This window comes from Bradyrhizobium sp. Pha-3 (genome assembly GCF_042258325.1).
GTDB classification, from domain to species: Bacteria; Pseudomonadota; Alphaproteobacteria; order Rhizobiales; family Xanthobacteraceae; genus Bradyrhizobium; species Bradyrhizobium elkanii.
The window spans coordinates 1803183-1828768 of record NZ_CP170151.1 but is presented as its reverse complement, the minus strand read 5'-3'; the positions used below and the strand labels follow the sequence as shown (position 1 = coordinate 1828768).

The 25586-nt window shown below is 61.2% G+C and carries 23 protein-coding genes and 1 tRNA gene; 12 read left to right on the top strand and 12 right to left on the bottom strand.

Annotated elements, in window-relative coordinates; genetic code table 11:
• Positions 1-7 precede the first annotated feature (7 nt).
• Together ACE10X_RS08780 and ACE10X_RS08775 are read right to left on the bottom strand one after the other, a co-directional pair.
• Positions 8-841: a helix-turn-helix transcriptional regulator gene (locus ACE10X_RS08780; protein WP_016844883.1), complete on the bottom strand. Its 834-nt coding sequence runs from the start codon at positions 839-841 to the stop codon at positions 8-10.
• Positions 842-1176: 335 nt separating this feature from the next.
• Complete coding sequence (locus tag ACE10X_RS08775) at positions 1177-2301, bottom strand: DUF3800 domain-containing protein (protein ID WP_028343445.1); 1125 nt, start codon at positions 2299-2301, stop codon at positions 1177-1179.
• A gap of 130 nt (positions 2302-2431) precedes the next feature.
• Here ACE10X_RS08775 and ACE10X_RS08770 point away from each other — a divergent pair, with 130 nt between their 5' ends.
• From ACE10X_RS08770 to ACE10X_RS08740, 7 genes are all read left to right on the top strand, one after another.
• On the top strand, positions 2432-3199 hold the full coding sequence (locus ACE10X_RS08770) for a hypothetical protein (protein WP_016844881.1): 768 nt from the start codon (positions 2432-2434) through the stop codon (positions 3197-3199).
• 238 nt (positions 3200-3437) lie between these two features.
• Positions 3438-3647 carry a hypothetical protein gene (locus tag ACE10X_RS08765; RefSeq protein WP_016844880.1) on the top strand — a complete coding sequence of 70 codons (210 nt, stop codon included), beginning with the start codon at positions 3438-3440 and terminating at the stop codon, positions 3645-3647.
• Positions 3648-3656: 9 nt separating this feature from the next.
• A complete protein-coding gene (locus tag ACE10X_RS08760; RefSeq protein ID WP_016844879.1) occupies positions 3657-3905 on the top strand; it encodes a hypothetical protein in 249 nt (82 codons plus the stop codon).
• 138 nt (positions 3906-4043) lie between these two features.
• Positions 4044-4826 (top strand): phage Gp37/Gp68 family protein, encoded by a 783-nt coding sequence (locus ACE10X_RS08755; RefSeq protein ID WP_028343443.1) that lies wholly within the window; start codon positions 4044-4046, stop codon positions 4824-4826.
• Positions 4827-4835: 9 nt separating this feature from the next.
• Positions 4836-6092, top strand: coding sequence for a three-Cys-motif partner protein TcmP (locus ACE10X_RS08750; RefSeq protein WP_028343442.1), 1257 nt, complete (start codon positions 4836-4838; stop codon positions 6090-6092).
• 246 nt (positions 6093-6338) lie between these two features.
• On the top strand, positions 6339-6584 hold the full coding sequence (locus ACE10X_RS08745) for a hypothetical protein (protein WP_125459155.1): 246 nt from the start codon (positions 6339-6341) through the stop codon (positions 6582-6584).
• Positions 6585-7061: 477 nt separating this feature from the next.
• On the top strand, positions 7062-7817 hold the full coding sequence (locus ACE10X_RS08740; RefSeq protein ID WP_016844874.1) for a hypothetical protein: 756 nt from the start codon (positions 7062-7064) through the stop codon (positions 7815-7817).
• An 18-nt stretch (positions 7818-7835) separates the two neighbouring features.
• Here ACE10X_RS08740 and ACE10X_RS08735 read toward each other — a convergent pair whose 3' ends face one another.
• The 3 genes from ACE10X_RS08735 to ACE10X_RS08725 all read right to left on the bottom strand — a co-directional run bounded on the left by ACE10X_RS08735 (position 7836) and on the right by ACE10X_RS08725 (position 10535).
• Positions 7836-8051 carry a hypothetical protein gene (locus tag ACE10X_RS08735; RefSeq protein WP_145972840.1) on the bottom strand — a complete coding sequence of 72 codons (216 nt, stop codon included), beginning with the start codon at positions 8049-8051 and terminating at the stop codon, positions 7836-7838.
• A 22-nt stretch (positions 8052-8073) separates the two neighbouring features.
• Positions 8074-10251, bottom strand: coding sequence for a P-loop NTPase fold protein (locus ACE10X_RS08730; protein WP_028343441.1), 2178 nt, complete (start codon positions 10249-10251; stop codon positions 8074-8076).
• Between the two features lie 209 nt (positions 10252-10460).
• Positions 10461-10535: transfer RNA gene (locus ACE10X_RS08725), tRNA-Glu, on the bottom strand.
• Positions 10536-11052: 517 nt separating this feature from the next.
• On the opposite strand from ACE10X_RS08725, the gene ACE10X_RS08720 reads away from it, so the two are divergent.
• From ACE10X_RS08720 to ACE10X_RS08710, 3 genes are read left to right on the top strand one after another with little or no spacing between them, the layout of a single operon-like run.
• Positions 11053-11505: a (2Fe-2S)-binding protein gene (locus ACE10X_RS08720; RefSeq protein WP_038387770.1), complete on the top strand. Its 453-nt coding sequence runs from the start codon at positions 11053-11055 to the stop codon at positions 11503-11505.
• 1 nt (position 11506) lies between these two features.
• Positions 11507-13822 carry a molybdopterin cofactor-binding domain-containing protein gene (locus tag ACE10X_RS08715; protein ID WP_038387771.1) on the top strand — a complete coding sequence of 772 codons (2316 nt, stop codon included), beginning with the start codon at positions 11507-11509 and terminating at the stop codon, positions 13820-13822.
• 59 nt (positions 13823-13881) lie between these two features.
• Complete coding sequence (locus ACE10X_RS08710; protein WP_038387772.1) at positions 13882-14154, top strand: hypothetical protein; 273 nt, start codon at positions 13882-13884, stop codon at positions 14152-14154.
• A gap of 177 nt (positions 14155-14331) precedes the next feature.
• Here ACE10X_RS08710 and ACE10X_RS08705 read toward each other — a convergent pair whose 3' ends face one another.
• From ACE10X_RS08705 to ACE10X_RS08695, 3 genes are all read right to left on the bottom strand, one after another.
• The gene (locus ACE10X_RS08705; RefSeq protein WP_038387773.1) at positions 14332-16062 is read right to left on the bottom strand and encodes a methanol/ethanol family PQQ-dependent dehydrogenase; all 1731 of its coding nucleotides are present in this window, start codon (positions 16060-16062) and stop codon (positions 14332-14334) included.
• Positions 16063-16129: 67 nt separating this feature from the next.
• Complete coding sequence (locus ACE10X_RS08700; protein ID WP_375764167.1) at positions 16130-16777, bottom strand: ubiquinol-cytochrome c reductase iron-sulfur subunit; 648 nt, start codon at positions 16775-16777, stop codon at positions 16130-16132.
• A gap of 126 nt (positions 16778-16903) precedes the next feature.
• Positions 16904-17239, bottom strand: coding sequence for a hypothetical protein (locus tag ACE10X_RS08695; RefSeq protein WP_018269854.1), 336 nt, complete (start codon positions 17237-17239; stop codon positions 16904-16906).
• A gap of 21 nt (positions 17240-17260) precedes the next feature.
• Between ACE10X_RS08695 and ACE10X_RS08690 the strand changes: the two genes are divergently transcribed.
• Positions 17261-18280, top strand: coding sequence for an RluA family pseudouridine synthase (locus ACE10X_RS08690; protein WP_244435987.1), 1020 nt, complete (start codon positions 17261-17263; stop codon positions 18278-18280).
• Positions 18281-18496: 216 nt separating this feature from the next.
• Positions 18497-19396 (top strand): RNA polymerase sigma factor RpoH, encoded by a 900-nt coding sequence (gene rpoH, locus ACE10X_RS08685; protein ID WP_028343435.1) that lies wholly within the window; start codon positions 18497-18499, stop codon positions 19394-19396.
• Positions 19397-19619: 223 nt separating this feature from the next.
• Here the strand turns inward: rpoH and ACE10X_RS08680 are convergent, their stop codons facing one another.
• The 4 genes from ACE10X_RS08680 to ACE10X_RS08665 form a co-directional block, all read right to left on the bottom strand.
• On the bottom strand, positions 19620-20651 hold the full coding sequence (locus ACE10X_RS08680) for an HAD family phosphatase (RefSeq protein ID WP_028344494.1): 1032 nt from the start codon (positions 20649-20651) through the stop codon (positions 19620-19622).
• Between the two features lie 163 nt (positions 20652-20814).
• A complete protein-coding gene (locus ACE10X_RS08675) occupies positions 20815-22305 on the bottom strand; it encodes an arylsulfatase (protein ID WP_244435988.1) in 1491 nt (496 codons plus the stop codon).
• Between the two features lie 161 nt (positions 22306-22466).
• Positions 22467-24140, bottom strand: a complete 1674-nt coding sequence (locus ACE10X_RS08670; RefSeq protein WP_028343433.1) for a sulfatase-like hydrolase/transferase — start codon at positions 24138-24140, stop codon at positions 22467-22469.
• A 130-nt stretch (positions 24141-24270) separates the two neighbouring features.
• Positions 24271-25197: a formylglycine-generating enzyme family protein gene (locus tag ACE10X_RS08665; protein WP_028343432.1), complete on the bottom strand. Its 927-nt coding sequence runs from the start codon at positions 25195-25197 to the stop codon at positions 24271-24273.
• Positions 25198-25586 lie beyond the last annotated feature (389 nt).

The window sequence follows — 25586 nt, the reverse complement described above, 5'->3', positions numbered from 1 at the left end:
CCCCCATTCAACCGAAGCGCTTTTTCCGCTCGATATTTACCTTCTGAAAGTTCTCTATGAGGCTCATGCCCTCCGCCAGAGCGGACTCGCCGATCTTGATCGCGGCTTCCAGCTCCGAGTAAGGCACGCGCTTTGCGACCGGCTCGTTCAACTGCAAGCCCTTCAGCAATTTGGCCGCCGCAGTCGGCACGAACACCGCGCCGTGCTTCTCGTCCGGAATCATCGGCGTGTGGCAGGCGATGTTCCTCCACTTGTATACGCGCTCGACCTTCTCGACATACATCCGCACCGGCTTTTGCCAGCGTGTTTGCGCGATAAACGTCGACCGCTCCTTCAGCATCTCGATCTTGCGCACCGTATCCAGCGTAGCGATCACGGCCTCGAGCATGGGCGACTCGACAAGATGGAGCAGTTGTATAAGTACGTGATTGAGCTGGCTGTCGATCGCGCTTGCGAGCAAGACCACTTCGCCGACGGTGCCATAGGCTGCGCGGAATCCCGCGGCCTGATATTCAGCGGACGCCGCCTTGTCATTACCGTCGTCAGTGCGCGCTTTCTGGAACACCGGGGCACCGGTCAGGCGGCCGACGCGAACCAGTTCAATCGCATCATCGCGAACGGATGACGGTGCCAGCATGGGCTCCTTTCGGTCCGCCGCGATCATGAGCGCGACTCGCTCAGCCGCCAGTCGATGAATAAACCGATACTCAGACTCTCCCGACTCGATGCTTTGATAAGCGCGCAGCGCCATGCCGAGGGCGTCGGCCATCTGTTGCTGCGTAAGCCTCATCTCCTTACGGAGGTTGGCAAGGTCTTCCTTCAAGAACGTATCTTGGCTCATTCGCCTCCGGCACCTACTAAAATCCAGCGCGGACCGGAGCGAGTTTGGACCTCGCCCCGGCCTGTTGCGATATCGCGCCGGCAATATCGACTTATGCATAAATTGCGCTACTGGTCAACTGATACGCTGTTTCCGCGTACTCCAGTCCACCGCAAGAATTACGATTGGCCGCGCACGTTCACCACTACAGCGGCACAACGGGCAACCATCGCATCAAGCCAGCCGCGAGATCGCGGACGCGCTTAGATGGTAGAGTCTGGCGCCTTCGCAGCTACTTCTCGACAGGTATGTTTTTCACGTTATCCCGACTGCTCGCCGCTGCGCGTTGACGGTTATCATGCGGCGTGGGCCCCGTCGTAGAAGCGCAGGAATAGGTCCAATTTGTCGAGATCGTGCAGGCTCGAGACATGATTCAGAAAGGCTATGTTGGCCACGTGCGAAGCAGAAATCAGATCGCGCAGCAGCTCGGCATTCTGCAAGCTGGTGCCGGCTAGACCGGCGCGATCCGCCGCAATCTCCTCCGCAGCCGTTTCCGTGAAATAGGTGTGCATCTTGCCTAGCACGCCCACGACGATATCGGAGAGCTGGATGCCGGGTTCGGCCTTGGAATCCGCGAAGCGATAGTGAGTGACCGGCTTGCCACCGCTGGTGAGCGGCGTGCGTTCAAAACGGTCGCGGATCGACTCCTCCATGTCGAGGACGTGTGCGGAATTTTTGAATATGGCAATCCTGCCCATGTAGAAGGTACTGAAGTCATCGATGAGCAGATGGGGCGGATAGCCTTCGATGAAATCAAGACTCTCCAGGCTCCGGCCGGCCTTGAGCACGTTCTTTAACATGCGTGCATTGACCGGTGACAGCACGTCAACGCTATGGTTCAGCAGATCGACGAGTTCATTCAGGAACGGCTTGCGATGTTCCGGGACCAGGTCGGGATAATTATAGCGATAGAACAGATTGATCGTTGCCGCGAGATAGCTTCTCAGGACCGCGGCCAGGTCGCTCTTCAGCAGCGCATGATATTGGATCAGCACAGGATCGCGGAGTTCGGACAAAATAGAATCGATGATATCGACGATCGACCAATAGAGCGGGTCGAGGTCATGATAGTGGATCATCAAACCGTTGTCGGCAATCCAGCGCAAAACCGTCGTCAGCTTGGCAGAGCGCAACACCGCAAGAAAGTCGCCCTTCGCAACGTGCTTAAGCTTGATTTCGGGCGCCGACTTTTGAACGCGCATGGCCGCACGCAAGGGCTCGATGTCGATGGCACGAGGCGCCCCTTCGTGCACGACACCGCCCAGAACGAAGACCTTCAGTTCGGCGACGTTCAAGCCTTGGACGCCGACATGCAGCTTGATGATATTGTTGGTCTCGTCGTGATAGAACGTATAGCTCTCATCGGCCTTAGTGAGCCCGTACAGCCGCATCTGGGAATTTCTGAACTCGTCGATATCCACCGCCAAACGCCTCCGAGCTTCGGCCAGTTTCAAATATAGCGAGCGACTCGGTCCCAAGCGAGAACGACAGCATCAGCCGATGCGCGCGCAATCGCCTTGCGAAAGTCAGCGCAGGCTGCGATCTTCAGCCATGGACATGAACAAACAAGACACTTGGCCTGACGAGCTGCTCGATCATCTCCGGCGGCATCAGGCCGTTTTTCGCGCCTGGGAGCTTCAAAAGATCGGTGCGCAAGGCGGCGAGTCGGTGTCCGGCCCCGACTATGATCGCGCGCTGGGCGAGCTGCGCAAGGTCCTCAACAACTACACCCTCCACGGCTATCATTGCACCCGGCTGATCCGACCAGAAATCGCACGGATACGATCGTCAGGCATGCAGTTGCCGAACGAGGCGATGCTTCACCAACGCATCGAGAGTTTGCGCGACGGCGGCCTGCTGGATGCCGCGAACGCGGCCGAGCTGATAGCCGACAATGAGGCCGCCGAGAAGAACCGGGCCGGCCGCATCTGGTTCTGCTTCTTCCCGCCGAACCTGGACAGCGAGACCGGGCTTTCGGATCTTCTGAGTTACTGGGGTGGCGAGTCTCTTTATAATTCGCACGATACGCATGCCGTTCGTGGCCCGCTCCTTGCCGGCATCGGCACGCCTTGCCTGGTTGAGGCCGAGGTGCCGATCTCAAGTCTCCGAGGGCCGTCATTTTTGGACATGAAAGTGGCGCGGCAATTCCTGATCTGGAACGGTTTGCAGACGAGTGAACCTGTTCTGCACACCGACTGCGCCATAGAGCCGCTGCCGGCGCGAAGTATTTTGCGCATTATCGAATTCCCGGGCTCGGATTTCACCGCCCTCACCGGCTGCGACGCCTGGCAAAAGCAATTGACGGTTGGCCGCGGCTGAAATTCAACGACGCAGCCGAGATCAAGGCCCTCACCCGTCGCATCGGCGCGCTTGACGCTGCGCGCAACACCGCGGCGGTCGAACAAGAGCGCCGAAACGTCGGACAAGGCCTTCGTCCGGATAACATAATACTCGGAATTTTCCCGGATCAGGCTCCAGGGCGGGGTGAAACGGCAGCTTGACTTCATGAGAACAAAATAAGAACATAGGGCCAGCCCGGTCAATCAGGGACGGCGCCATGTCCTCGGAATCTCAGCCGAACGCACAAGGCGCGGATGATCTCGAGGCTGCCGTCGACGAGGCGATCGACACATGCGGCAGCGATCTGCGCGCGACCATTCGCGCGCTCATCGTTGCGAACAGCTATTTGGAATCCGAGAACGAGGCATTGAACAAGGCGGTCTCGCACGCCTTCATCCGCGGGCGATTTCGCACATATTCCGGCTAGGAGCATACCATGACGCAAGTGACCTACTTCGTGGCATTGCCCTTCGTCGCTGCCGACGACGGCATCGTGGCCGGCGAGCCAACCGAATGCTTCAACTCGACGGCGGTCGTCATGCGCGCGGAAGCTTTGTCGCGCAAACCGGGACATGTCGGAGCTGTCGCCTTCAGCCGTACAGGTGATCCCGCCACCGGCGACTTCGGCGATGCAAAGATCATCAGGAAGTTCGGCGACGTACCGGACGATCTCAGCGCATTGTAGGCAGCGAGAGGTTCACACGAAGCGAGCTACTGATAAGAATTGCTTTGTTTTTTCGATCCTGCTGAAGGCATTATTGAGTTGGTGAGGACTTCTCTTTAGTTTGATATACTTCTCACTCTAGTAACTTCGAGTAGTCGCATGGCCGAGACGCATATTGAATGGACCGATGCAACGTGGAATCCCGTCGCGGGCTGCTCCATCGTCACGGCCGGTTGCACGAATTGCTATGCAATGCAGATGGCCAAGCGTCTCGAAGCCATGGGCGTCGAGAAGTACGAGGGTCTAACGCGGCGCAGCGGCAAGCGGACCGTCTGGAACGGCGTGGTCAGGGAGGATCGAGCGGCGCTCGACATACCTTACGGGTGGAAGAAGCCGAAGAAGATATTCGTCAACTCAATGAGCGATCTGTTCCACGAGCAGGTCACGGATCAGTTCATTTTGGATGTTTGGAAGGTTATGCGGGCGACCCCGCAGCACAACTATCAGATTCTCACCAAGCGCCCGCGGCGCATGGCTCAACTTGTCGCCGATCGGGTGGACACGATTCTCCCGAACGTCTGGCTTGGGACCAGTATTGAGAACGCGGAAGTGCGCGATCGTGCCGACGATCTTCGCGCCGTACCGGCCGCAATCCGCTTCATTTCATTCGAACCCCTGATCGGACCGGTCGGCCCGATTGATTTAAAGGACATCGATTGGGCCATCGTCGGCGGAGAAAGCGGCAGTGCGGCAAGGCCGATCAGGGAAGAGTGGATCGACGAAATCTATGCGCAGTGCGTGCGGCAACGAACGGCCTTCTTCTTCAAGCAGTGGGGAACATGGGGCAAAGACAACAAGCGCCGCTCAAAAAAGGCGAATGGACGCGAATATCGCGGTCAATTTTGGGATCAGATGCCAGAACACGCCATGGGCGCCGGCTAGTGGGGGAGAATGGTTGAAAAGCCTTATCAGTGGCCTGACGGTGCAAAGCTTGAAGAGCATTCAAAGCGCAAACACAAAATACTTAGAGAATATTTCTCTCGCTACCTGACCGTTCGCTGCCAACTGCCTCAACAGGAGAAATTCCGGCTGGCCATCGTCGAAGGATTCGCCGGCGCCGGAAAATATAGCTGCGGCGCCCCCGGCTCGCCGTTGATCTTCCTCGAGGAGCTGAAGGCCGCGGTGGAGCGGTTCAACATCTACAGATCCGCCAACGGTCTGAAACCCCTTGAAATCGAGTGCTTGCTCATTCTCAACGACGCCAGTCTGCAAGCGATCGAGATTCTGAAGACCCATGTCGCCCCGCTTCTTGCCGAAGTGAGGCAACATCATCCCAAGCTGCACATCAGCGTCGAATACAGAAGCGACGAATTCGAGACGGCTTATCCCGGCATCAAGCAGTCGCTGCAACAGGGCCGATTTCGCAACGTCGTATTCAATCTCGACCAATGCGGACACAGTCGCGTCAATCGCTCGACGCTGATTGACATCATGCGCTCCTATCCGTCGGCCGAAATCTTTTACACTTTTGCAATCGAGTCTCTGCTCGCGTTTTTGCGGGCAAAAGAGCCGACGGCACTGGCGTCGCAACTCGCCGCCATCGACCTGAGCGAAGCCGACTTAAAGAACCTCGAAGGCGGCATGAACAAGAAGACCTGGCTTGGCGTTGCCGAGAAGTTGGTCTTCGGCGCATTCTGGAGCTGTGCCCCCTTCGTCAGCCCGTTCTCGATCAACAACCCGGATGGCTGGCGATATTGGCTGATCCATTTCGCGAACTCGTACAGGGCACGGCAATGGTACAATGACATACTCCATGCAAATAGCAGCTTTCAGGCGCATTACGGACGGTCAGGCCTGGATATGCTTTCTTACGATCCCACTCACGACAGCGGTGCTCTCTACCTTTTCGATATGTCTGGACGAGCCTCCGCCAAAGATCAGCTCACGGCAGACATTCCGCGTCTTGTATCGGAATTCGGCGACGCGATAGAGGTCGGCACGTTTTATGAGAGCATCTACAACGCCACGCCTGCCCATACCGACGACATCCATTCGGCAATCATCGATAACCCGGACCTCGAAGTCATCACCGAGGCCGGCGGCGAGCGCCGAAAGGCGAATACGATCATCGCCAGCGATGTTATTCGTATCAAAACCCAGAGAAGCTTCTTTCCTATGTTCTCAATCCCGCCGAAGCCGCGCTCGTAGCGGCATCACCGGTGCGGCGGGACGTTCGTCGATCAAGCGCCAGTTCGTGGGCTAGATCTTTCTTACGACGCGCGCGCCGATTGCGGCCAACGGACACGACGAGATTGTGCTATAATTCATACCCCCTCTTGATTCGGAGGGGCATCGTTGCTCGGAGCCGCACTCATGCCAACACTCCAAGTACATCCGATCGTGCGTTCTTTGCCCACAATGAGCGGCGCTCTCTATGGCGTCCTGAGACAAGACATGAGCGCGCGTGGCCAGCGGCTTCCAATCGTTCTTTATGAAGGGATGATTTGGGACGGGCGGGCTCGCTATGCCGCCTGTCGGACGCTCGGGGTCAAGCCTTGGCTGGTGCCGCTGCGGCGCGAAGACCCGATGCCGCACTATGTCAAGGCCAACTACCAGCGGTGCGGTGAGCCCAACTCCGCGGAGCGCAACGCGGTTGTCGAAACCTTGATGCCCGCCGGCAGTCCTGAAGGGCGGGCCTAATTCAATGCCCGACGAAAGGCCTGGCTTCAGACGGCCCGAGCTGAATTCCGGGACTTCATACGCGAACGGCCGCAGCCATGTGTGATATGCGGATCCGGAAGTTACTCACGCGCATCATTCGTTTCCGCTCGCGCTTCAGTTCGAATGCGGCGTCGACGATGCCATCCATGATTATCAGTGGCTTTGTCCCAAACATCATAATCGCGTGCATGTTCTTTTAGGTGGCTACCTGCTCGAAACCCGCGATCTGTCGTTCCTTGACTGCATCCCCGACCGCGACGCCACGGAATGGGTTGCGATCGAGAACTCGGCCCGAAAAGGAATCGATCTTTGCTGCGAGGCGCTTGGACGGACACCTGGCGAAACCGTCCGGCGAAGATACGATCCGCCCTATGCGTGGTTCATGCTTCGAAACTACGCGGCGATGTTTCCGGCAGAGGACTGGAGACGATTGGCGGCGTAGACGGCGGGCGAACCATGAAACGATGCTTCCTGCACGGCCATGGCGCTTGCGAAGGCAAGATTTCCAGCGAGCACTATATCTCGCGCACCGTTCTTGACGCGATCGGCGGCGGCGGTGCCGTTCATGTTGGAGGACTTCTGTGGCAGCCGCCGGATACGTTTCAGAGCATCGGGATCAACGCGCTTGTCGCAAAGGTCTTGTGCGAAAAGCACAACGCCGGACTGAGCCAACTGGACAAGGCGGCCGGCAGATTGTTTCGCGCGATCGACGGCGTAGATAAGCGTCCGGAAGCCACACATCCTCTGACACAGGTCGACGGCAATCTGATCGAACGATGGTTTTTGAAGCTCTACTGCGGCCTCGCGGCCGCCAAAAGCAGCGACACGGCTATTCCGGACACATTGCTGCGTCTGTTGACTGGCGAGCGGTGGCCCGAAGGATGGGGACTGTACGTCCCCTTTCCGGCCGCCCCTCTGACGCTCGCAACGGAGTTCTACTATGAGGCGCTAAACGCCCCGACAGGCGAAATCAAGGGCATCAAGCTTCGCGTCGCGGGCGTCCACTTTAACCTTTTGCTGGGACGGCCCGACAATCCGACCGCGTGGGGATTGCATCGACCGCGCGGATTGATCTTCAACAACGGCTCCTACGAAAAGCGCATCGAACTCTTATGGCCTGTCGTGAACGACCGGGCTGTCATCTATACGCGGACAGGTCAGAGCAGCGACCGCCCGCCCCAGTGGAGCGGCTGGCGTGAGACCTGCGCATAGCGATCCACTGTTAGCGCCTTATTCAACGCGGCTGGAAATGTATTTGGCGTTGCGTCTTGCAGCTATGATGGCGCGACTGATATCGCCTTCGTAACGCCAGCCACGGCACTGTTCGAGATCGAAATTCCCGAACATATAACCGATGGCCTCAAACAGGGCCGACCGTAACTCTTTGAGAGCTGGCGGCACGGGGACAGATCGCAGTGGACCGTCGCCCCCGGAATAGAGAAGCATCTGAGCTTGCGCGACGATTGGCTTAGTCGCGCGGATTCTTGTCTCGACGGCGCCAGGCTTCAAGAAACTCGTGGATCGCTGCGCCGTCATCGTCCGTTGCGTTGCGCGCATCCAGCTCCTCAACGCGGGATCTGAAAGCCGCCAGATCAAGAACTTTATCGAGGGAATCGACACCCGCCCGCGTATGACGCTTGGCTACAATGTCACCAAGACCGGACATGCCCATACCCTGGCTCCACGAATAGGTCGTGAACGCCCGCGCGAAGGTGACGATTGCAGCATCATTTTTGAATTGCTCCGCGGTCCATGCTTTGACCTCTGCGCCGTCATCCTTTGCCAGGTCGCGCCAGTCGAATAGCAACCGCGCCAATCGCCTGGCCTTCAGCAATTCGCCGGATTGGCTTGCAGCCCGTATGCGGTTGAGCGTCAAGGCTTCCAGCGCAACGGCGTCTGCCTCCGTCGTGAGACAATTTGATTCAGGTTCGGGCGCCCTGCCGTTGACCGGATAGTAATCGCGATAGGCGGAGCTGGAAAAATCGGCGAGCCAAGCCAACCCGGCTTTAGAACAAGCCTCGACAAAAATGGCGGAACGCGTTGCTAGATCGAAGCGCTCCAAGGTCAACCGACGCAGCAGCCAGTGAATGCGGAGCACATTGTCGGCGACCGAAAAGGCCTTCGCCCGGTCTCCCGGAACATCGACTTCGTCCCCAAGCTCGAACACCGCCGTTAAAAGTGGACCGACATCCTTGTCGGCGACATCGCCAGCATGGATAGTCATTTCGTCCAGCAGGAGCTGGGCCTTCGTGGTCCCATCTTTGCGCGCGACGGACAAAGCCGCTCGAAGGGTAGCTTGCACGAAAGCAGCATCGGATGCCCTGGCGATGATACTTTTTATCTCCTCCCGAGGAAGAACGTCGTCTCCCACGGAGAAGCGGAAATAAGAACCGAAATGCTCCTTCGTGCATACGCGGCGCTCGCGCACCCATTCGCTGTCCGAACCCTCACCGTAGTGAAGGTTATTCCACACGCTTTCGAGACGCGGAAAAAGCCGCATCAGCACTCGTCGCAAGCGCGGGCGGTCGATCTCCTTTACCGAGCCGAGCAGCAGGCTATCGATCTCACTTGCTCTACCCCGTCCGTCTCCCGTGCCTCGCGGCGCCAAACCGCAGAGTTCGCCTTTGTTTGCGCGAATGACACGGTAGACTTCGCCCCGAAGAAGCCGCAGCGTTTCGAGGGCGACAAAGTCCGCAAGATCGACCTCGCTGCCGACGGCAGCCCAAGTGACGGCCAGCGCATTCATCAGACGAATGAGATCGCGCGGCGTGCGGATTTCCGGCGCGATGACTTCGTAGAACACATTCATAAAGCGCTTGAGCTGCTCCTCAGGGGGAGAGCCGCATAGGGTGCCAATCTGGCGCAGCAGTTCCTGATTGAGATCGGCGGCTTGAGGCAGCGGTAGATCAAAGCCCGCCTGAATGATCTTTTCGAGATAATGCGGCCCCTCTGAAGGAAACCGCTCCGAAACGATCCCCTCGGCAAGCTCGCGATCGAAGACAAGCAGGTAGATGACGTTTGGTAAACGGCCCACTGACTTCACGAGACGAAAGATCAGAAGAGCCTCGTCCGGTGACAGGCGGTCGATGTCGTCGATTACGATGAGGAAGCGCTTCTTCTGGGCCCCCAGCGCGGCAGTCAACTCGGCATGAAGTTTTTCAACCGTGTCCTCGGTATGAATCAGATCGGCGAGCCACGCAAGGCCCGCTTCGGCGGCCTTGCCGGCTCCCTTGTATCCCGCAAGATCAGCAGCAGCACCGACAAGGGCGCCGGTTCGCAGCAACTGAGCCCCGATCTTTGGCAGAGCTTTCTTGAAGCGGTCGCCGAGCGATGGGCCGAGGCCCGCGTAAAGCTCGCGAAAGAAAGCCAGCGCCAAGGCCTCCTCGCCACGAAACCACCAGCAGGCGAAGTTCACGATGGCGATTTCGTCCGCGGCAACGGCGTCTTTCAAATGATGCAGGATAAGATTTACGGCACTGCTTTTGCCCGATCCCCAAGGACCATTAAGCGCGATCACCGTGCCTTCCGGCGCTTTGATCTTGCGAATGGATGATGCAAGCGCCTGCGCAAAAGGATCGATACCGAACCTGTCTTCGGCGGGTTGCTTGATCGGCGCATCGTTAGGCGATGGATTGAATTCGGACATGTTCACCGCGAGCAACGAATAGTCGCAGCGCCAACTCTGGCTGGCGCTGACCGCGATCCGCTTTGTGCGTCACGTTGGTACCAACTATGGCAGAGAGCTAGGCGATCGCATCACTGAATTAGTGTGGCGGAGTTCGCCAACGTTCGTCGGCGCTTATTCAACGGATATTCGACGAGTTTTCGATGAAAGCTCTAAGGCATTGAAATGATTGGCGCTCCCTAGGGGAATCGAACCCCTGTTTCAGCCTTGAGAGGGCCGCGTCCTAACCGCTAGACGAAGGGAGCGTTGAGAGGCAAGGCAATAGCCTTGAAATCAGGTTGCCGCAAGATGCCTTGTGCATTGCGGCGGGGATTTTGCCAGCCATGCTTACCACGCCGAACGGCCGTTCCGGTGCGGCGGCGGTCCGAGAGTGCCCTGCCCGAAAGGCCTCCGTGCACCGCGCGCACGGACCAGCGATGCGGCCGCGCCGCGCCGATTGCATGATGACCACGTCAGGATGTCATGTCTGCGTCGTGCAACGGCGGCCCTGCTTTCGCCAAATGGAAATGCAAAACACCTGCCTGTGAAGTCACCCGTCACCGGCCTCTGCTAACATCGCAGCCATTCACCATGCTGCGCCCCGCACGGCGCCGGACAAGCGAGAGGAGTGCTTGGAACAAAGCGCGCAGGCCCTTTGGCGCACGGCAAATTTGGCTCACGAATATCTTGGCACAACAAACATCAGCGCGGTCGCAGGCCATGGAAGACGTTCCGCACCTCGCGCCGCACAGGTCAATAGCTTAGGCAGAGCGAGGACAGACCATGATCAAACTAAAAATCAACGGCCAGGAACAGAATTGGGACGGCGACCCGGATCTTTCGCTGCTCTGGTATCTCCGTGACGAAGCAGGCCTCACGGGCACCAAGTTCGGCTGCGGCCAGGCGCTGTGCGGCGCCTGCACCGTGATCGTCGACAAGGAGGCGGTCCGCGCCTGCATCACCTCGGTGTCCGACGTCGTCGGCCGCGAGATCACCACCATCGAGGGGCTGCATCCGACCGGCGACCATCCGGTGCAGAAGGCCTGGCGCCAGGTCAACGTGCCGCAGTGCGGCTACTGCCAGGCCGGCCAGATCATGCAGGCCGCGGCGCTGCTGGACCAGAACCCGAAGCCGAGCCACGACCAGATCCGCGAAGCCATGGCGGGCAATATCTGCCGCTGCGGCTGCTACCAGCGGATCGAGAATGCCGTCCATCTCGCATCGACGGGGGTGTGACATGAATATCCGCACCAATCCCAGCAAGCTTCGCGGCTTCGAGAAGCACGTGAAGGTCGAGAACGTTTCGCGCCGCAGCATCCTCAAGGGGCTCGGCATCGCCGGCTCTTTCGTGCTCGCCGCGCCCGTGATGACGCGCCAGGCGTTCGCCTATGAGACCGGCGCCGGCAAGATGCCGCACGGCGTCGTGGTCGATCCGCGCGTGTTCGTCGCGATCGCGCCCGACGGCATCGTCACCATCTTGGCACACCGCTCCGAGATGGGCACCGGCGTGCGCACCAGCCTGCCCTTGATCGTCGCCGAGGAAATGGAGGCCGACTGGTCACGCGTCCATGTCCAGCAGGCGCATGGCGACGAGGTCAAGTTCGGCAACCAGGACACCGACGGCTCGCGCAGCACGCGGCATTATCTGATCCCGATGCGCCAGATCGGCGCCTCGGCGCGCTCGATGCTGGAAGCCGCCGCCGCCAAGAAATGGGGCGTGCCGGCGACCGAGGTGAAGGCGCAGAACCACGAGGTGGTGCACAGCGCGAGCGGCCGGAAGATAGGCTTCGGTGAACTCGCGGCCGACGCCGCCAAAGGGTCGGTGCCGAGCGTCGAGGGCCTCAAGCTGAAGGACCCCAAGGACTTCCGCTATCTCGGCAAGGGCCAGGTCTCGATCGTCGACCTGCACGACATCACCACCGGCAAGGCGCATTACGGCGCCGATGTCCGGCTGCCCGGCCTGAAATACGCCGTGATCGCGCGTCCGCCGGTCACCGGCGGCAAGCTCAAGTCGTTCGACGACAGCGCGGCCAAGAAGGTGCCGGGCGTCGAGAAGGTGATGGAGGTCAAGGGCTGGCCCTGGCCGTCCAAGTTCCAGCCGCTCGGCGGCGTGGCCGTGATCGCGCGCAACACCGGCGCCGCGATCAAGGGCCGCGACGCGCTGAAGATCGTCTGGGACGACGGCGCCAACGCCAAATACGACTCTGTCACCTATCGTGCCTCGCTCGAAGAAGCCGCGCGCAAGCCCGGCCTCGTGGTGCGCAAGGAAGGTGACGCGGATGCGGCGCTGAAGAGTGCCGACAAGGTGATAACAGGCGAATACTATTTGCCGCATCTCGCCCATGTCAGCATGGAGCCGCCGGTCGCGGTTGCCGACGTCAAGGGCGACAAGGCCACGATCTGGGCGCCGGTGCAGAGCCCCGGCGGCACCCGCGAGGATGTCGCCAAGACGCTCGGCATCCCCGAGGACAATGTCACCGTCAACGTGACGCTGCTCGGCGGCGGCTTCGGCCGCAAGTCGAAATGCGACTTCGCGCTCGAGGCGGCATTGCTGTCGAAGGAACTCGGCGCGCCGGTCAAGGTGCAGTGGACGCGTGAGGACGACGTCCATCACGACTTCCTGCACACCGTCTCCGTGGAACGGATCGAGGCCGGTCTCGACAAGAGCGGCAAGGTGATTGCGTGGCGGCACCGCAGCGTGGCGCCGACCATCGCCTCGACCTTCGCCGCCGGCGCCAATCACGAGGCGCCGTTCGAGCTCGGCATGGGCCTGATCGACAACCCGTTCGAGATCGCCAATTTGCAGTGCGAGAATCCGGAAGCGGCCGCGTTCACGCGGATCGGCTGGTTCCGCTCGGTCTCCAACATCCCGCGCGCCTTCGCCGTGCAATCGATGGCCGCGGAGATCGCGCATGCGACCGGCCGCGACCAGAAAGACATGCTGCTGGAGCTCATCGGAAGCCCGCGGATCGTCAACCTGTCCTCGGTGAAGGATCCCTGGAACTACGGCGAGCCCTATGACAGCTACCCGATCGACACCGCGCGCTTACGCAAGGTCGTCGAACTGGTCGCCGACAAGGGCGAGTGGGGCCGCAAGGTGCCGAAGGGCCACGGCCTCGGCATCGCGGTGCACCGCTCGTTCGTCAGCTACATCGCGACCGTCGTCGAGGTGGCTGTCGACGACAAGGGCAAGTTCTCGGTGCCGCGGGTCGATACCGCGATCGATTGCGGCACTTACGTCAATCCGGAACGGATCCACTCGCAGATCGAAGGCGCTGCGATCATGGGGCTGAGTCTGGCCAAATACGGCGAGATCAGCTTCAAGGACGGCAAGGTGCAGCAGGGCAATTTCGACGACTTCCCGGTGATCCGGATGGACGAGTCACCTGTGATCACCAACGTCTACATCGTGCCGCCCGGCGCCGACACCCCGCCGAGCGGCGTCGGCGAGCCCGGCGTGCCGCCGTTTGCGCCGGCCTTGATCAACGCGATCTTTGCCGCGACCGGAAAGCGCATCCGCGCCCTTCCGATCGGCAAGCAGCTGGAGACCTGAGGCTGGAACGTTAGGCGAGACGGGCCGTTCTCATCGATCGCGCTTTAGGGAGCAGATCGATGAGAACCCCGCCTCAGACATTCGGGACGCTCGCGGCAGCCTTGTCCGCGGGCGTCTTTCTTTTTGCGACACAGGCTGCGCTCGCACAGTCGGATTCGCCGCCGAAAGCGACCGCGACGCGCCCGGCCAAGGTGCTGCCCGACCAGAGCTCGGTTCCGAGCAGCGGCCCGCCGTCGACCACAGGTCAAACCACCGGCGAAGCGAGCCGCGACCCCACGATCAGGCAGATGAACGACGACGAGAAGCGGAAGGTCGATACCAAGGGCAAATAAAGCAAGCGCAGACCGGGAAGCGGCGGTCTCCCCAGCCACCGCTTCCCGATCGCATCGCCCCCTGTCGGTGAGAAGCGTCTTCGCGTGAAACGAACACCGTTTCGCTTGGAGGAAACGCGTCTTAACAAGCCGGAGCTTCGGTCCTGATTCAATCAGGACCGAAGCTCAGATCGCGCCTTACTTCTTGTCGAGCGCGAACACCCAGATCACGCCGCCTTGCGGGACGTTGTTCTCGAAGCCCTTGACCTTACCGGCCAGTGCATCCTGGATGCGTTGCGCGTCGACGCCCCAGCCCGACTGGACCGCGATGTATTGCGTTCCGTCGACCTCATAGGACATCGGCATCGCCATGATGCCGGAGTTGGTCTTCTGCTCCCACAACAGCTCGCCGGTCTTGGCGTTGAAGATGCGGAACATCCGGTCATTGGTGCCGCCGGCGAGAACCAGGTCGCCCGCGGTCGCCGTCACCGAGCCGAACAGCTGCGAGGTCTTGAAGTCGTGCTGCCAGACCTTCTTGCCGGTGGCCGGGTCCCACGCCTGCAACTCGCCGAAATGATCGGCGTTCGGTGCCGGTGTCAGTCCGATGTCCTCCGGCTTGGTGCCGAGCCAGAGCTGGCCGGGCACCAGCGGCTGCTTCTCGCCCGTGAAGCCGCCGCAGAAATTCTCGTTGGCGGGAACGTAGACGAGCTTGGTGCTCTGGCTGTACGCCGCCGACGGCCAATCCTTGCCACCCCACAGCGACGGGCAGAACTCGACCCGCTTGCCGATCACCGGCTTGTGCTCGGGATCGACGATCGGCCGGCCGGTCTCGGCCTCGATGCCCTTCCAGACATTGGTCTTCACGAACGGCCAGCCGGACACGTAGTTGATCTTGTCGGGCTTGTTCTCGAGCACCCAGAAGATCGCGTCGCGTCCCGGGTGGATCAGGCTCTTGAACGACCGTCCGTCGCGCTGCAGGTCGACCAGCATCGGCGCGTCGACCTCGTCCCAGTCCCAGGAATCGTTCTGGTGATACTGGAAGTGCTTCTTGATCTTGCCCGTCTCGGGATCGAGGCCGATCACCGAGCTGGTGTAGAGATTGTCGCCGGCGTGAGCCGAGCCCGGCCATGGCGCAGCGTTGCCGACGCCCCAGAGGATCGTCTTGTTGTCCTTGTCGTAGGTGCCGGTCATCCAGGCCGATCCGCCGCCCGACTTCCAGTCGTCGCCGCTCCAGGTCTCGTGCCCGGGCTCGCCTTCGCCGGGGATGGTGAAGGTGCGCCAGAGCTCCTTGCCGCTCTCGGCATCGTAGGCGACGACATAGCCGCGCACGCCGAACTCGCCACCGGAGCCGCCGACGATCACCTTGCCGTCGACCACCAGCGGCATCAGCGTCAGATACTGACCCTTCTTGTAGTCCTGGACCTTGGTGTCCCAGACCACCTTGCCGGTCTTGGCGTCGAGCGCGACGACATGGTCGTCGGTGGTGGCGAAGTAGACCTTGTCCTGCCACAGGCCGACGCCACGGCTGGTCGGGTGCAGCTGGAACAGATCGTCGGGAAGCTGCCGCTTGTAGCGCCAATATTCCTCGCCGGTCTTGGCGTTGAGCGCGATCACCTGCCCCATCGGGGTCGCGGCGAACATCACGCCATTGTTGACGATCGGCGGCGCCTCATGGCCCTCGATGACGCCGGTCGAGAAGGTCCAGACCGGCTTGAGGTCCTTGACGTTGGAGGTGTTGATCTGGTTGAGCGGACTATACCCCTGTCCGTCATAGGTCCGGCGATACAGCATCCAGTTGCCGGGTTCGGGATTTTCGAGACGCGCCGAGGTCACCGAACTGTAGTTTTCGATCGGCCCCGCGACGGCGTAGGTCGAAATGAGGCACGTGAATGCGACACAACTCGACAGTAACCACTGCTTGCTTGTCATGAGATGCTACCTCCCTGCTCTGTTTTGATTTTTTCAGTTTAGGTCATGCAGAAATCCCGATGTGGCCTCATCCTCCTTGCTGAGCACCCACCTTTCCGACGAATGGCGCTGCGACCGTGATCACGCCGTCGGCAACCGTCAGCGGCAATGCCGCGAGGCGACGTGGCGCCGGCCCGAACACGACCTGCGCATTCTGCCGCGGATCGTATTCGGAGTTGTGACAGAGGCATTTCAGAACGTTCTTGTCGCCCTGCTCTTCCTTCAACCAGGCGGTGATCGGACATCCGGCATGCGTGCAGACGACCGAGTAGCAGACGATGCCGTCGGGGGCGCGGGCGCGCGTGGCATCGTCGAGTTCGCTCGGATCGAGCTTGACGAGCACGACCTCGTTCAGCCGCGAGCCCTTGCGGACGACCGAGGTGTTCGGGTCCTGCGGCCAGGCGCGAATCGGCGGGCCGCCCAAGGTGAGATCTTCCGACTTGATGACCTGGCCCGCCTTGTCGCCTTCGGCGCGCACAAGCCGATCGGCTTTTTGCGGCCGCTCGTTGGCGCCGGGTTGTTCGTCATCGTCGGCGGCCGCAGGCTCGATCGCGGCGAGGCAGGCGCAGCTCGCGAGCGCGATCAACACCGCGCGGCGCGTCGGGTCGGCGCACGAGCCCGACGCATCGGACTCACCAGACTGTTCGATGGAAGCGCTCGGGTTGGATCGCGACATGGCGCAAGCTGAACGTGCAACTCGGCCGAAAAGATGGCGGCACACCTTCTCGATGCGCGAACGCATGCGCAAAAAATACGCTGCAGCTTTCGGTTGATCGACGGCGCAGCTTCGCGATTGCTGCGATCAGGGTTCGTTGACGAAGCTCAGCCTGCCGACAGGTTTCAGCGTCTTTGCATCAAATGTGCGAATCTCTGTTGCACCGCCCACATCGAGCGTGAGGATCAATCGCTCGCCGGCGACACCGGTGGCGACGATGCGCGCGCCTTTCGGCAGCGCAGCAGTGACGTCGGAAACGGAAACGGGGCTTCCCTCGCTGCGATAAAGGCGGTAGCCGATGGCAATCAGTACGACGGCCACGGCCAGTGCCGAGGTCAGGCCCGCGATCAGCATCATGCGCCGCACCCGCGCGATCAGCGCGGCCTGGTCGGGGGTCGGTTCGGTCACAGCGGTGTCGGTCATCACAAGGCTCTATCTTTGCAAGTGTCTTCGCAACAAGTCTCTTCGAATGGCGGTCGGAAGCTGGAGGTCGTCGTCGCCGGCGACGAGGGCTCGGCCCGGCTTGACCGCGTGCTCGCGCAGCGCAGTCCCGAGCTGTCGCGGTCCCGGCTGAAGGCGCTGATCCTCGCCGGTTCCGTAACCGTCAAGGACGCCGTCGTCCGCGACCCCGCTTATCATGTCGCCAAGGGCGATACGATCATAATCGACGTGCCGGAGGCCGCGCCCGCCGAACCGCAGGGCGAAGACATCGCGCTCGATATCGTGTTCGAGGACGACGACATCATCGTCATCGACAAGCCGAGGGGCCTCGTCGTGCATCCCGCCGCCGGCCACGCCAGCGGGACGCTGGTCAACGCGCTGATCGCGCATTGCGGCTCGAGCCTGTCCGGCATTGGCGGGGTCAAGCGGCCGGGCATCGTGCACCGCCTCGACAAGGACACCACCGGACTGATGGTGGTCGCCAAGAACGACCATGCCCACCAGTCGCTGACCGCGCAGTTCGCCGACCATGGCCGCACCGGCCCAATGGAGCGCGGCTACATGGCATTCGTCTGGGGCGTGCCGAACCGGCCCCACGGCACGATCGACGCGCCGATCGACCGCCACCCGCACGCCCGCGAGAAGATGGCGGTGCGCCAAGGCGGCCGCGAGGCGATCACCCATTTCGAAGTGCTCTCGAGCTTTGCCGGCCGCGACGGCAAGCCGGTCGCATCGCTGCTGGCGTGCCGGCTCGAGACCGGGCGAACCCATCAGATCCGGGTGCACCTCGCCCATCTCGGCCATCCGCTGCTCGGCGACAGCGTCTACGGCGCCCACTTCAAGACCAAGGCCGGGCAGCTCGGCGCGGAAGGTAAGGACACACTCACCGCGCTCGGCCGGCAGGCCCTGCACGCCTATCTGCTGGCATTGGAGCACCCCCGGACCGGAGAACTTTTGCACTGGGAGGCGCCTTTGCCGGAGGATTTGCTTCTTCTGCAACGGGCACTGGAAGCGGCGGTATGACGCACCCCTCCCGGAAAAGCCGCGTTATGACAACAGGTTATACCTGCCACACGGGGACGTGACGTCAGCAATCCTTCCCTATCACGGACAGTTTGGTGTATGTTGCACCTGCGCTGAATATCCAGCGCGGAACATCGCAGCATGGCCGGCTTTAACCCAGCGGCCACCTGCCGGGCCCGCCGCTATCGGGGGCCTGAACCACTGGAGGGCGCTCAAATGGCCCGTACAGCTACGTTGCCGGTCCTCAATGGAGAATCCGGCCTCTCTCGATACCTCGCCGAGATCCGCAAGTTCCCGATGCTGGAACCCCAGCAGGAGTACATGCTCGCCAAGCGTTGGCGCGAGCATGACGATCGCGACGCGGCGCATAAGCTCGTCACCAGCCATCTCAGGCTCGTGGCCAAGATCGCCATGGGCTATCGCGGCTACGGCTTGCCGATCTCCGAGGTCGTCTCGGAAGGCAATGTCGGCCTGATGCAGGCGGTGAAGCGATTCGAGCCCGAGAAGGGCTTCCGTCTCGCCACTTACGCCATGTGGTGGATCAAGGCGTCAATACAAGAGTACATTCTGCGTTCCTGGTCGCTCGTGAAGATGGGCACCACCGCGAACCAGAAGAAGCTCTTCTTCAACCTGCGCAAGGCGAAGAGCAAGATCTCCGCCCTGGAAGAGGGTGATCTTCACCCCGACCAGGTCAAGCTGATTGCCAAGCGCCTCGGCGTGACCGATCAGGACGTGATCGACATGAACCGCCGCCTCGGCGGTGACGCGTCGCTCAACGCCCCGATCCGCGACGACGGCGAAGCCGGCGAATGGCAGGACTGGCTGGTCGACAACTCGCCCAACGCCGAAGCCCTGATGGCCGAGAGCGAGGAGTTCGATCATCGCCGCCAGGCCCTGAACGGTGCGATCGGCGTGCTCAACCCGCGCGAACGCCGCATCTTCGAGGCGCGGCGTCTGGCGGACGAGCCGATGACGCTGGAAGACCTCGCCGCCGAGTTCGGCGTGTCGCGCGAGCGCGTGCGGCAGATCGAGGTCCGCGCGTTCGAGAAGGTGCAGTCGGCCGTCAAGGGCACGATCGCCCGGCAGGAAGCCGCCGCTCTCGAAGCCGCGCACTGATCGCGCAGCAGTGAGCCAACAGACACGAAAGCCGGCGGCAACGCCGGCTTTTTTGTTGTTTGCAAAGTGGGGCTCGGCACGAGCCTCGGTCTGGGGCTTGTAGCCATCAATCCGCCTGCCGACGAATGTCCGCATCAGCCTCGGGAGGACTGCGAGTCAACTTCGGGCCGGCCCCGAACATCCGCTGGGTACAGGGCGTGCCAAGGTTAGCCGGTGATCTCACCTATTCGAATGCAAAGATCCGCCTCCAGTCCTTCTTCATGTCGACCACGGTCCACCTGTTCACCGCCGCGGCGTCGAGCGCTATTTCGAGTTTGCCAAAATGTGACTGGCGGTCGTAGGCATATTCGCGCTCGGCGTCGGTATGATGGACGATCAGACCGAACCGTGCGCCGCTGGAGCCGAGCGTTGCCCATTGCAGCATTTCGAGATCGCCGTCGGAGTTTCCAAATGCTGCGATCGGACGCCGGCCGATGTGCTCGTTGATACCGATCGGCTTTCCTGCTTTGTCATCGATGAAGTTAACTTCGGGCAGCCGGAAAAGCGTTGGCGCGCCGTCTTTCATCTCGAACCGGGTCTTGATCGACGACCCAATGACATGCTCCGGCGGCACTCCGTAAATCCTCTCAGTCCACGGACGCATGAACTCGATGCCGCCGCCTGACGCGATGAAGGTCTTGAAGCCGTTGGACCGAAGATAGGCCAGCAATTCCAGCATCGGCTGATAGATCAGTTCAGTATAGGGCCGCTTGAAGCGCTGATCTCGCGCGGTCGCGAGCCAATCGGTGACGATCCTCTCGAATTCAGCCGTCGTCATGCCGGCATGCGTCACGGCAATGATTTCGACCAATCCTTTTTCGCCGGAAGCCGCCAACGCCTTCAGGTCATCGTCCAGCACCGCTGCGAACGGCTGCTTGGTCTTCCAGTCCGGATGCATTGGCGCCAGCGCCTTCACTCGGTCGAGGGCGAAGGCCAATTGCACATACATCGGCTGCTCGACCCAAAGGGTGCCGTCGTTATCGAAGGTCGCGATGCGCTGCTCGATAGGAACGAAGAAGGGTCCGCCTTGCGTCGTGACGCGGGTGACAAAATCGAGGATCGAAGCCTTGGTCTCGCCCTCGTTCCATGACGGCAATGGATCGCGCTGCGCTTGCGCCACCGCTGGCGCGGAACGAAGCAAAGCAGAGAGCAAGGGGACGGTCGCCAGCGAGGAGAGGAGGACGCGGCGGTCCATGTGAGGAAACTGCGGATTCATGATCGCCTCCCCGGATAGTGCCGCTCGGTGCCACAGTTGAAGGCGCTGATGTTGCCATGGCCGATGTCGTCGCCCACGATGGCGAGAATGCTGGGCCAGGTGTTCGGGGTCGTACTCATCCTCGATCTCCATGGCGTTGAATCACGTTGCCGCAGGTCGCTGTTCAAAAGCGAGTCATGTTCGCGGCCGGCGGGTTCGGCGATTTCACAAGGCTTGCCTTGTATTCCTCGACCGTCTTCAGCGCCGGGCCGATCACCCATTCGTACATCTCTCCGATGTTGTGTTCTTCGTGGGGGTCCGCTTCGATATTGAACACCTTGGGATAGCCGTTCATCGGTGCTGCGCTGGCGCCGACTCCTCCCAAGAGGGTCGCGCCGCCGGCGCCGCTGCGGCCCGGCGCCACGTCGACAAAATAGATGCGGAACTGCTTCCAGCGCACCGCAACGAGAGACGGGCCGACGAAGGTTAGGAGATTTTCGCGACGCCCGTTGTCGTTCCCGCCAAGCAGCAAGTCGGTCTGGTCGATGCCGTCGATCGGGCGATCATCCGGCACCTTGCCGCCGACTATCCGCGCGAAGGTCGGGAAGAAATCCATGATCGAAAACATGGCGTTGGACGATCGAGGCCTTACTCGCTCCGGCCAGCGAATGATGGCGGCAGTGCGGATCGATCCTTCACTTATGTCACCCAGCGCCCCGCGCCACGGCCCGGACGAGCCCATGTCCGGCATGTCGCCGCCGAATGGGCGCGAGACGGGACCGTCAGGGCCATTGTCGGACGCGAACACCACGATGGTGTCGCGCGCGAGACCGAGCTGATCGAGTGCATCGAGCATTCTGCCGACGATGGCATCGCCTTCCATCAGGGAATCACCGAACTGGCCGACGCGGGATTGGCCCTCGAACCGCTTTGACGGCAGGTTCGGAAAGTGCGTCCGCGATATCGGCAGATAGAGGAAGAACGGTTTGCCGACGGCCTTCTGGCGCCGCATGAAATCGACGCCGCGCTCCGCCAGCTCCCAGTCGATCTCGCGCCGCACATCCGCCGTGTAGGGTTTCACCGCTTTGAGCGGCTCGCCACGCGCGGCCTCCACGACCTGTGGCCCCTTATCGATCGGGATATCGAGCGTCTTGGTTTGCCGAGCCTGCTGGGTCATGAGGAAGGCATCCCAGGTATCGCCGGGTGGGATGCCGTAGAATTCGTCGAAACCCTTGTTCTGCGGCTGGCTGTAAGGCTGGGCGCCGAGATGCCATTTGCCAAAGATCGCCGTGGCGTAGCCTGCCTCGCGCAGCATTCCGGCCATGGTGATTTCTGTTGCCGGCAGCGAGATTGGAGTCCCCTCGACAGCAACCAGCGACAGACCGGAGCGAATGGAATAGCGTCCGGTCATCAAGGCGGCGCGCGACGGGGTACAGGACGGCTCGACCAGGAACTGCGTCAGCCGCAAGCCTTCGGCGGCAAGCCGGTCGATGCGCGGCGTCGGCGCCCCGCGCAGTTCGCCGCCGCCGTAAGCTCCGATGTCGCCATAGCCGATGTTGTCAGCGAGAATGAGGAGGATGTTCGGCTTTTGCTGTTGTGCTGACGCCGCGGATGCGACCATCATGGCGGCGAACGATGCCACCATGCCGAACCAGATGTGCCTGCGCCGATTCATCCTCGATCTCCGGCGGTCGCAGTCACAGAGAGTTTCGGCCTAGTCTTCGTTGAGAGCCTCATCTTGCGCTTCTCGTGGAGTTTGTAGGTGCCCGGGATAGGCGGCCGGCGCTTTCGGGCCGGCCGCTTCTGTTGTTCTCAATCGCGGCCTGACGTTCGCAGCTAGTCGCTTCGGCCGGCCGTCTTCATATTCTTAACTTGCTGCATGACCTGGTCCAGGTTGTAGCTGGCCGGGTCCTGCAGCGGCGGGAATTTGACGAAAGTCTCGAGGTGCATCAGCCACAGCTGCTGCCCGATAGGCAGCATGTTCCAGTCATAGACATAGGCGGTAGACGGAGAAGCAATCGCCCCGCCCATACCGAACAGCGTCTTCTGCTGTGAACCAATAGAGGTCTCGAAGGGATCGCGCTTGATGTTGACGACCTGGGTCCAGTGGAAGGGCAGCACTCCGGAAATGAAGCCCGACGGTGAGTCGGACACCATTGCGAAGTACATCTTCCAGTTCTTGTAGCGGACCGCCGACGGCTCCTTGCCGGAGTAATACAGGAAGTGGTCGCGGGCCGACTTGTCGGACCTGCCGCTCAGGTATTCCACCTGGTTGACGCCATCGAGCGTGGTCTTGACGATGCCGGGATACTCCCCGGCCTCGATCCGTTGCTTCAGTCCGTCGCCTTTGGGCCCGCCGGCGATCTCGACGAGAGTCGGGACCCAGTCGAGGGCGGCAAACATTTCGTTCTTGACCGTGCCCGGCTTGATGACGCCTGGCCACCGGATCACCATCGGGGCGCGCATGCCGCCCTCCCAAGTGCTCAGCTTGCCGCCTTTGAACGGCGTGACGCCACCGTCCGGGAAGGTGATGGTCTCGGCGCCGTTGTCGGTGGTGAACACGACGATCGTGTTGTTGAGCTGGCCCATGTCTTCGAGCTTCTTCAGCACCACGCCGATGTTGTCATCCATCTGCTTCATACCGGCTTCGTTGACGCCCCAGTCCTTGCCGCCGGGCTCGCCCACCATGGCCAAGTACTTGTCCGACAGCACGGTCGTGATGTGCATGCGTGCCGGATTGTACCAGGCGAAGAACGGCTTGTTGGTCTTCCTCGGATCGTTGCGATCGAGGAAGTCGACGACCTTAGCCGAGATTTCCTCGTCGATACCCTTCGATCGCTCGAGGGTCAGCGGGCCCTCGTCCTTGCATGTCATGTTCTTGGCGGTGCCATCCGAGGACTTGCACGCGAGCATCGGACGCGGTGGCGTCAGGCAGACCGTGGTCTTTGGATCCACCGCGCCGGCAACCTCGGGCAGGCCGGGGATCAGCGTATTCTTGCAGGGCGGCGCGACGGTCTGCTGGGTCGCGGTCTTGTTGATGTCGGGGAAGCTCACCCCCTGCATGGCGTCGAGGTGATACAGGTAGCCCCAGTATTCCTGGAAACCATGCGCAGTCGGCAACGAGTCGGTGTGGTCGCCGAGATGGTTCTTGCCGAACTCCCCGGTGTTGTAGCCGAGATCGAGCAGGAACCTGGCAAGCGACGGCGTCCCGGGCCGCAGATAGGATGGGCTGCCGGGAATCTCCGGCAAGGTCATGCCGACGCGAACCGGTTGCATGCCGGTGAGGAAGGCCGTTCGCCCGGCCGTGCAGCTCTGCTCCGCGTAATAGTGCGTGAACATTGCGCCTTCGTTGCCGATGCGATCGATGTTGGGCGTCTCCCCGACCATCAATCCGCGATGGTAGATGCTCGGCTGCATCCAGCCGATGTCGTCACCCATGATGAAGAGGATGTTTGGTTTTTGCTGGTTTTGCGCCAAGGCCGGCGTACTGACCGGACCGGACAAGGCCATCAGCATCGTCGTGCCGAGCAGCGAGGCGCAGGTCCCCTTGAGCCGGCCAGATGTCTTGCGTGACGGCGTTCTAGTAGGCGGCGACGGCTTGTCGGGCAATACAGAACTCAACATGGCTACGCTCTCCTGTTTATGATGCACTAGAGGCTCCTCGACTGATGCATCGAAAGCCAAGATGACTCGTGGAAGTATCAACCGGCTCCGCGTGGCGCGCTGCCGGCCGGTAGCGTCGGCAGTAATTCGGCGCGCACAAATGCGAGCCGCCTTTGATGACCTTCCTTGGAATCTTCACGTTGGTCATTCTGGGATCGTAGCTGTCGGCCTCACGCCCGCCGCGCGGATTCTCCGGGATGCAGCAGGCCTTCGTCACATCCGCCTCATGCCTGGGGGAATACCAGTCGGCTGTCCATTCCCAGACGTTGCCGATCATGTCGTAAAGGCCGTAGCCGTTCGGCGGGAATGCGGTGACTGGCGAGGTGCGTTCGAAACCGTCGGCATTGGTGTTTTGGTGCGGAAAATCACCCTGCCAGGTGTTAGCCATGTGATGGCCGCGCGGCATGAATTCGTCACCCCACGCATACTCGGCGTCGTCGAGCCCGCCGCGTGCCGCAAACTCCCATTCCGCTTCGGTCGGCAATTCCTTGCCAGCCCATTGCGCGTAGGCAAGCGCGTCGTTGAAGGCCACGTGCACGACCGGATGATGGTCGAGCGCATGGATGTTGCTATTCGGTCCGTAGGGATGGCGCCAGTCAGCACCCCTGGCGAAGGTCCACCACTGGCTGAAGTCGCGCAGGCCGACCGGATGCCCCGGCGGCAAGAACATCAGTGAGCCCGCAAAGACCATATGCGGTAGGATCCCGGGATAGTCTCTCGGGTCGGGCGCAATCTCGGCCACGGTAACGTGACCAGTAGCCTTGACGAACTTTCTGAACTGCTTGTTTGTGACAGGATGGCGATCCATCCAGAAGCCATCGACACTCACCCGATGTGCCGGCGCCTCCTCCGGATAATGCTTGTCCGATCCCATGCGGAATGTCCCGCCGGGTATGTAGATCATCTTGTCGATATCCGACGGACCATCGCAAATGGCGATATCGCGCGCGCGCTTGGACTTCGCTCGCAAGGCGTCACCTCCCAGCCGGTCTTTCCGCGCTACGAGGCAAAACCCTCGCGTGATATCGGACCGTGGTCCAATATCTGCGCGCGCGGCCTCTGTTCGACCCACGGATGCCGCGGTGCCTCACTGGCCGCCCTGAAGCTGATACAGGTGACACTCACTCGCTTAAGGCGATCTTGATCTAGATCAAAGCGGGACTGCCTTCGGGGGCAGAATTCCGGGAAGCAGTGGAGGAATGCCCATAATTCCGCCTGCCCACGACTGTCCGCATCAGCCTCGGACAAGCGAGGCGCACTTGGCCATGTCGGCTACGGGGCCAATTTCGGACA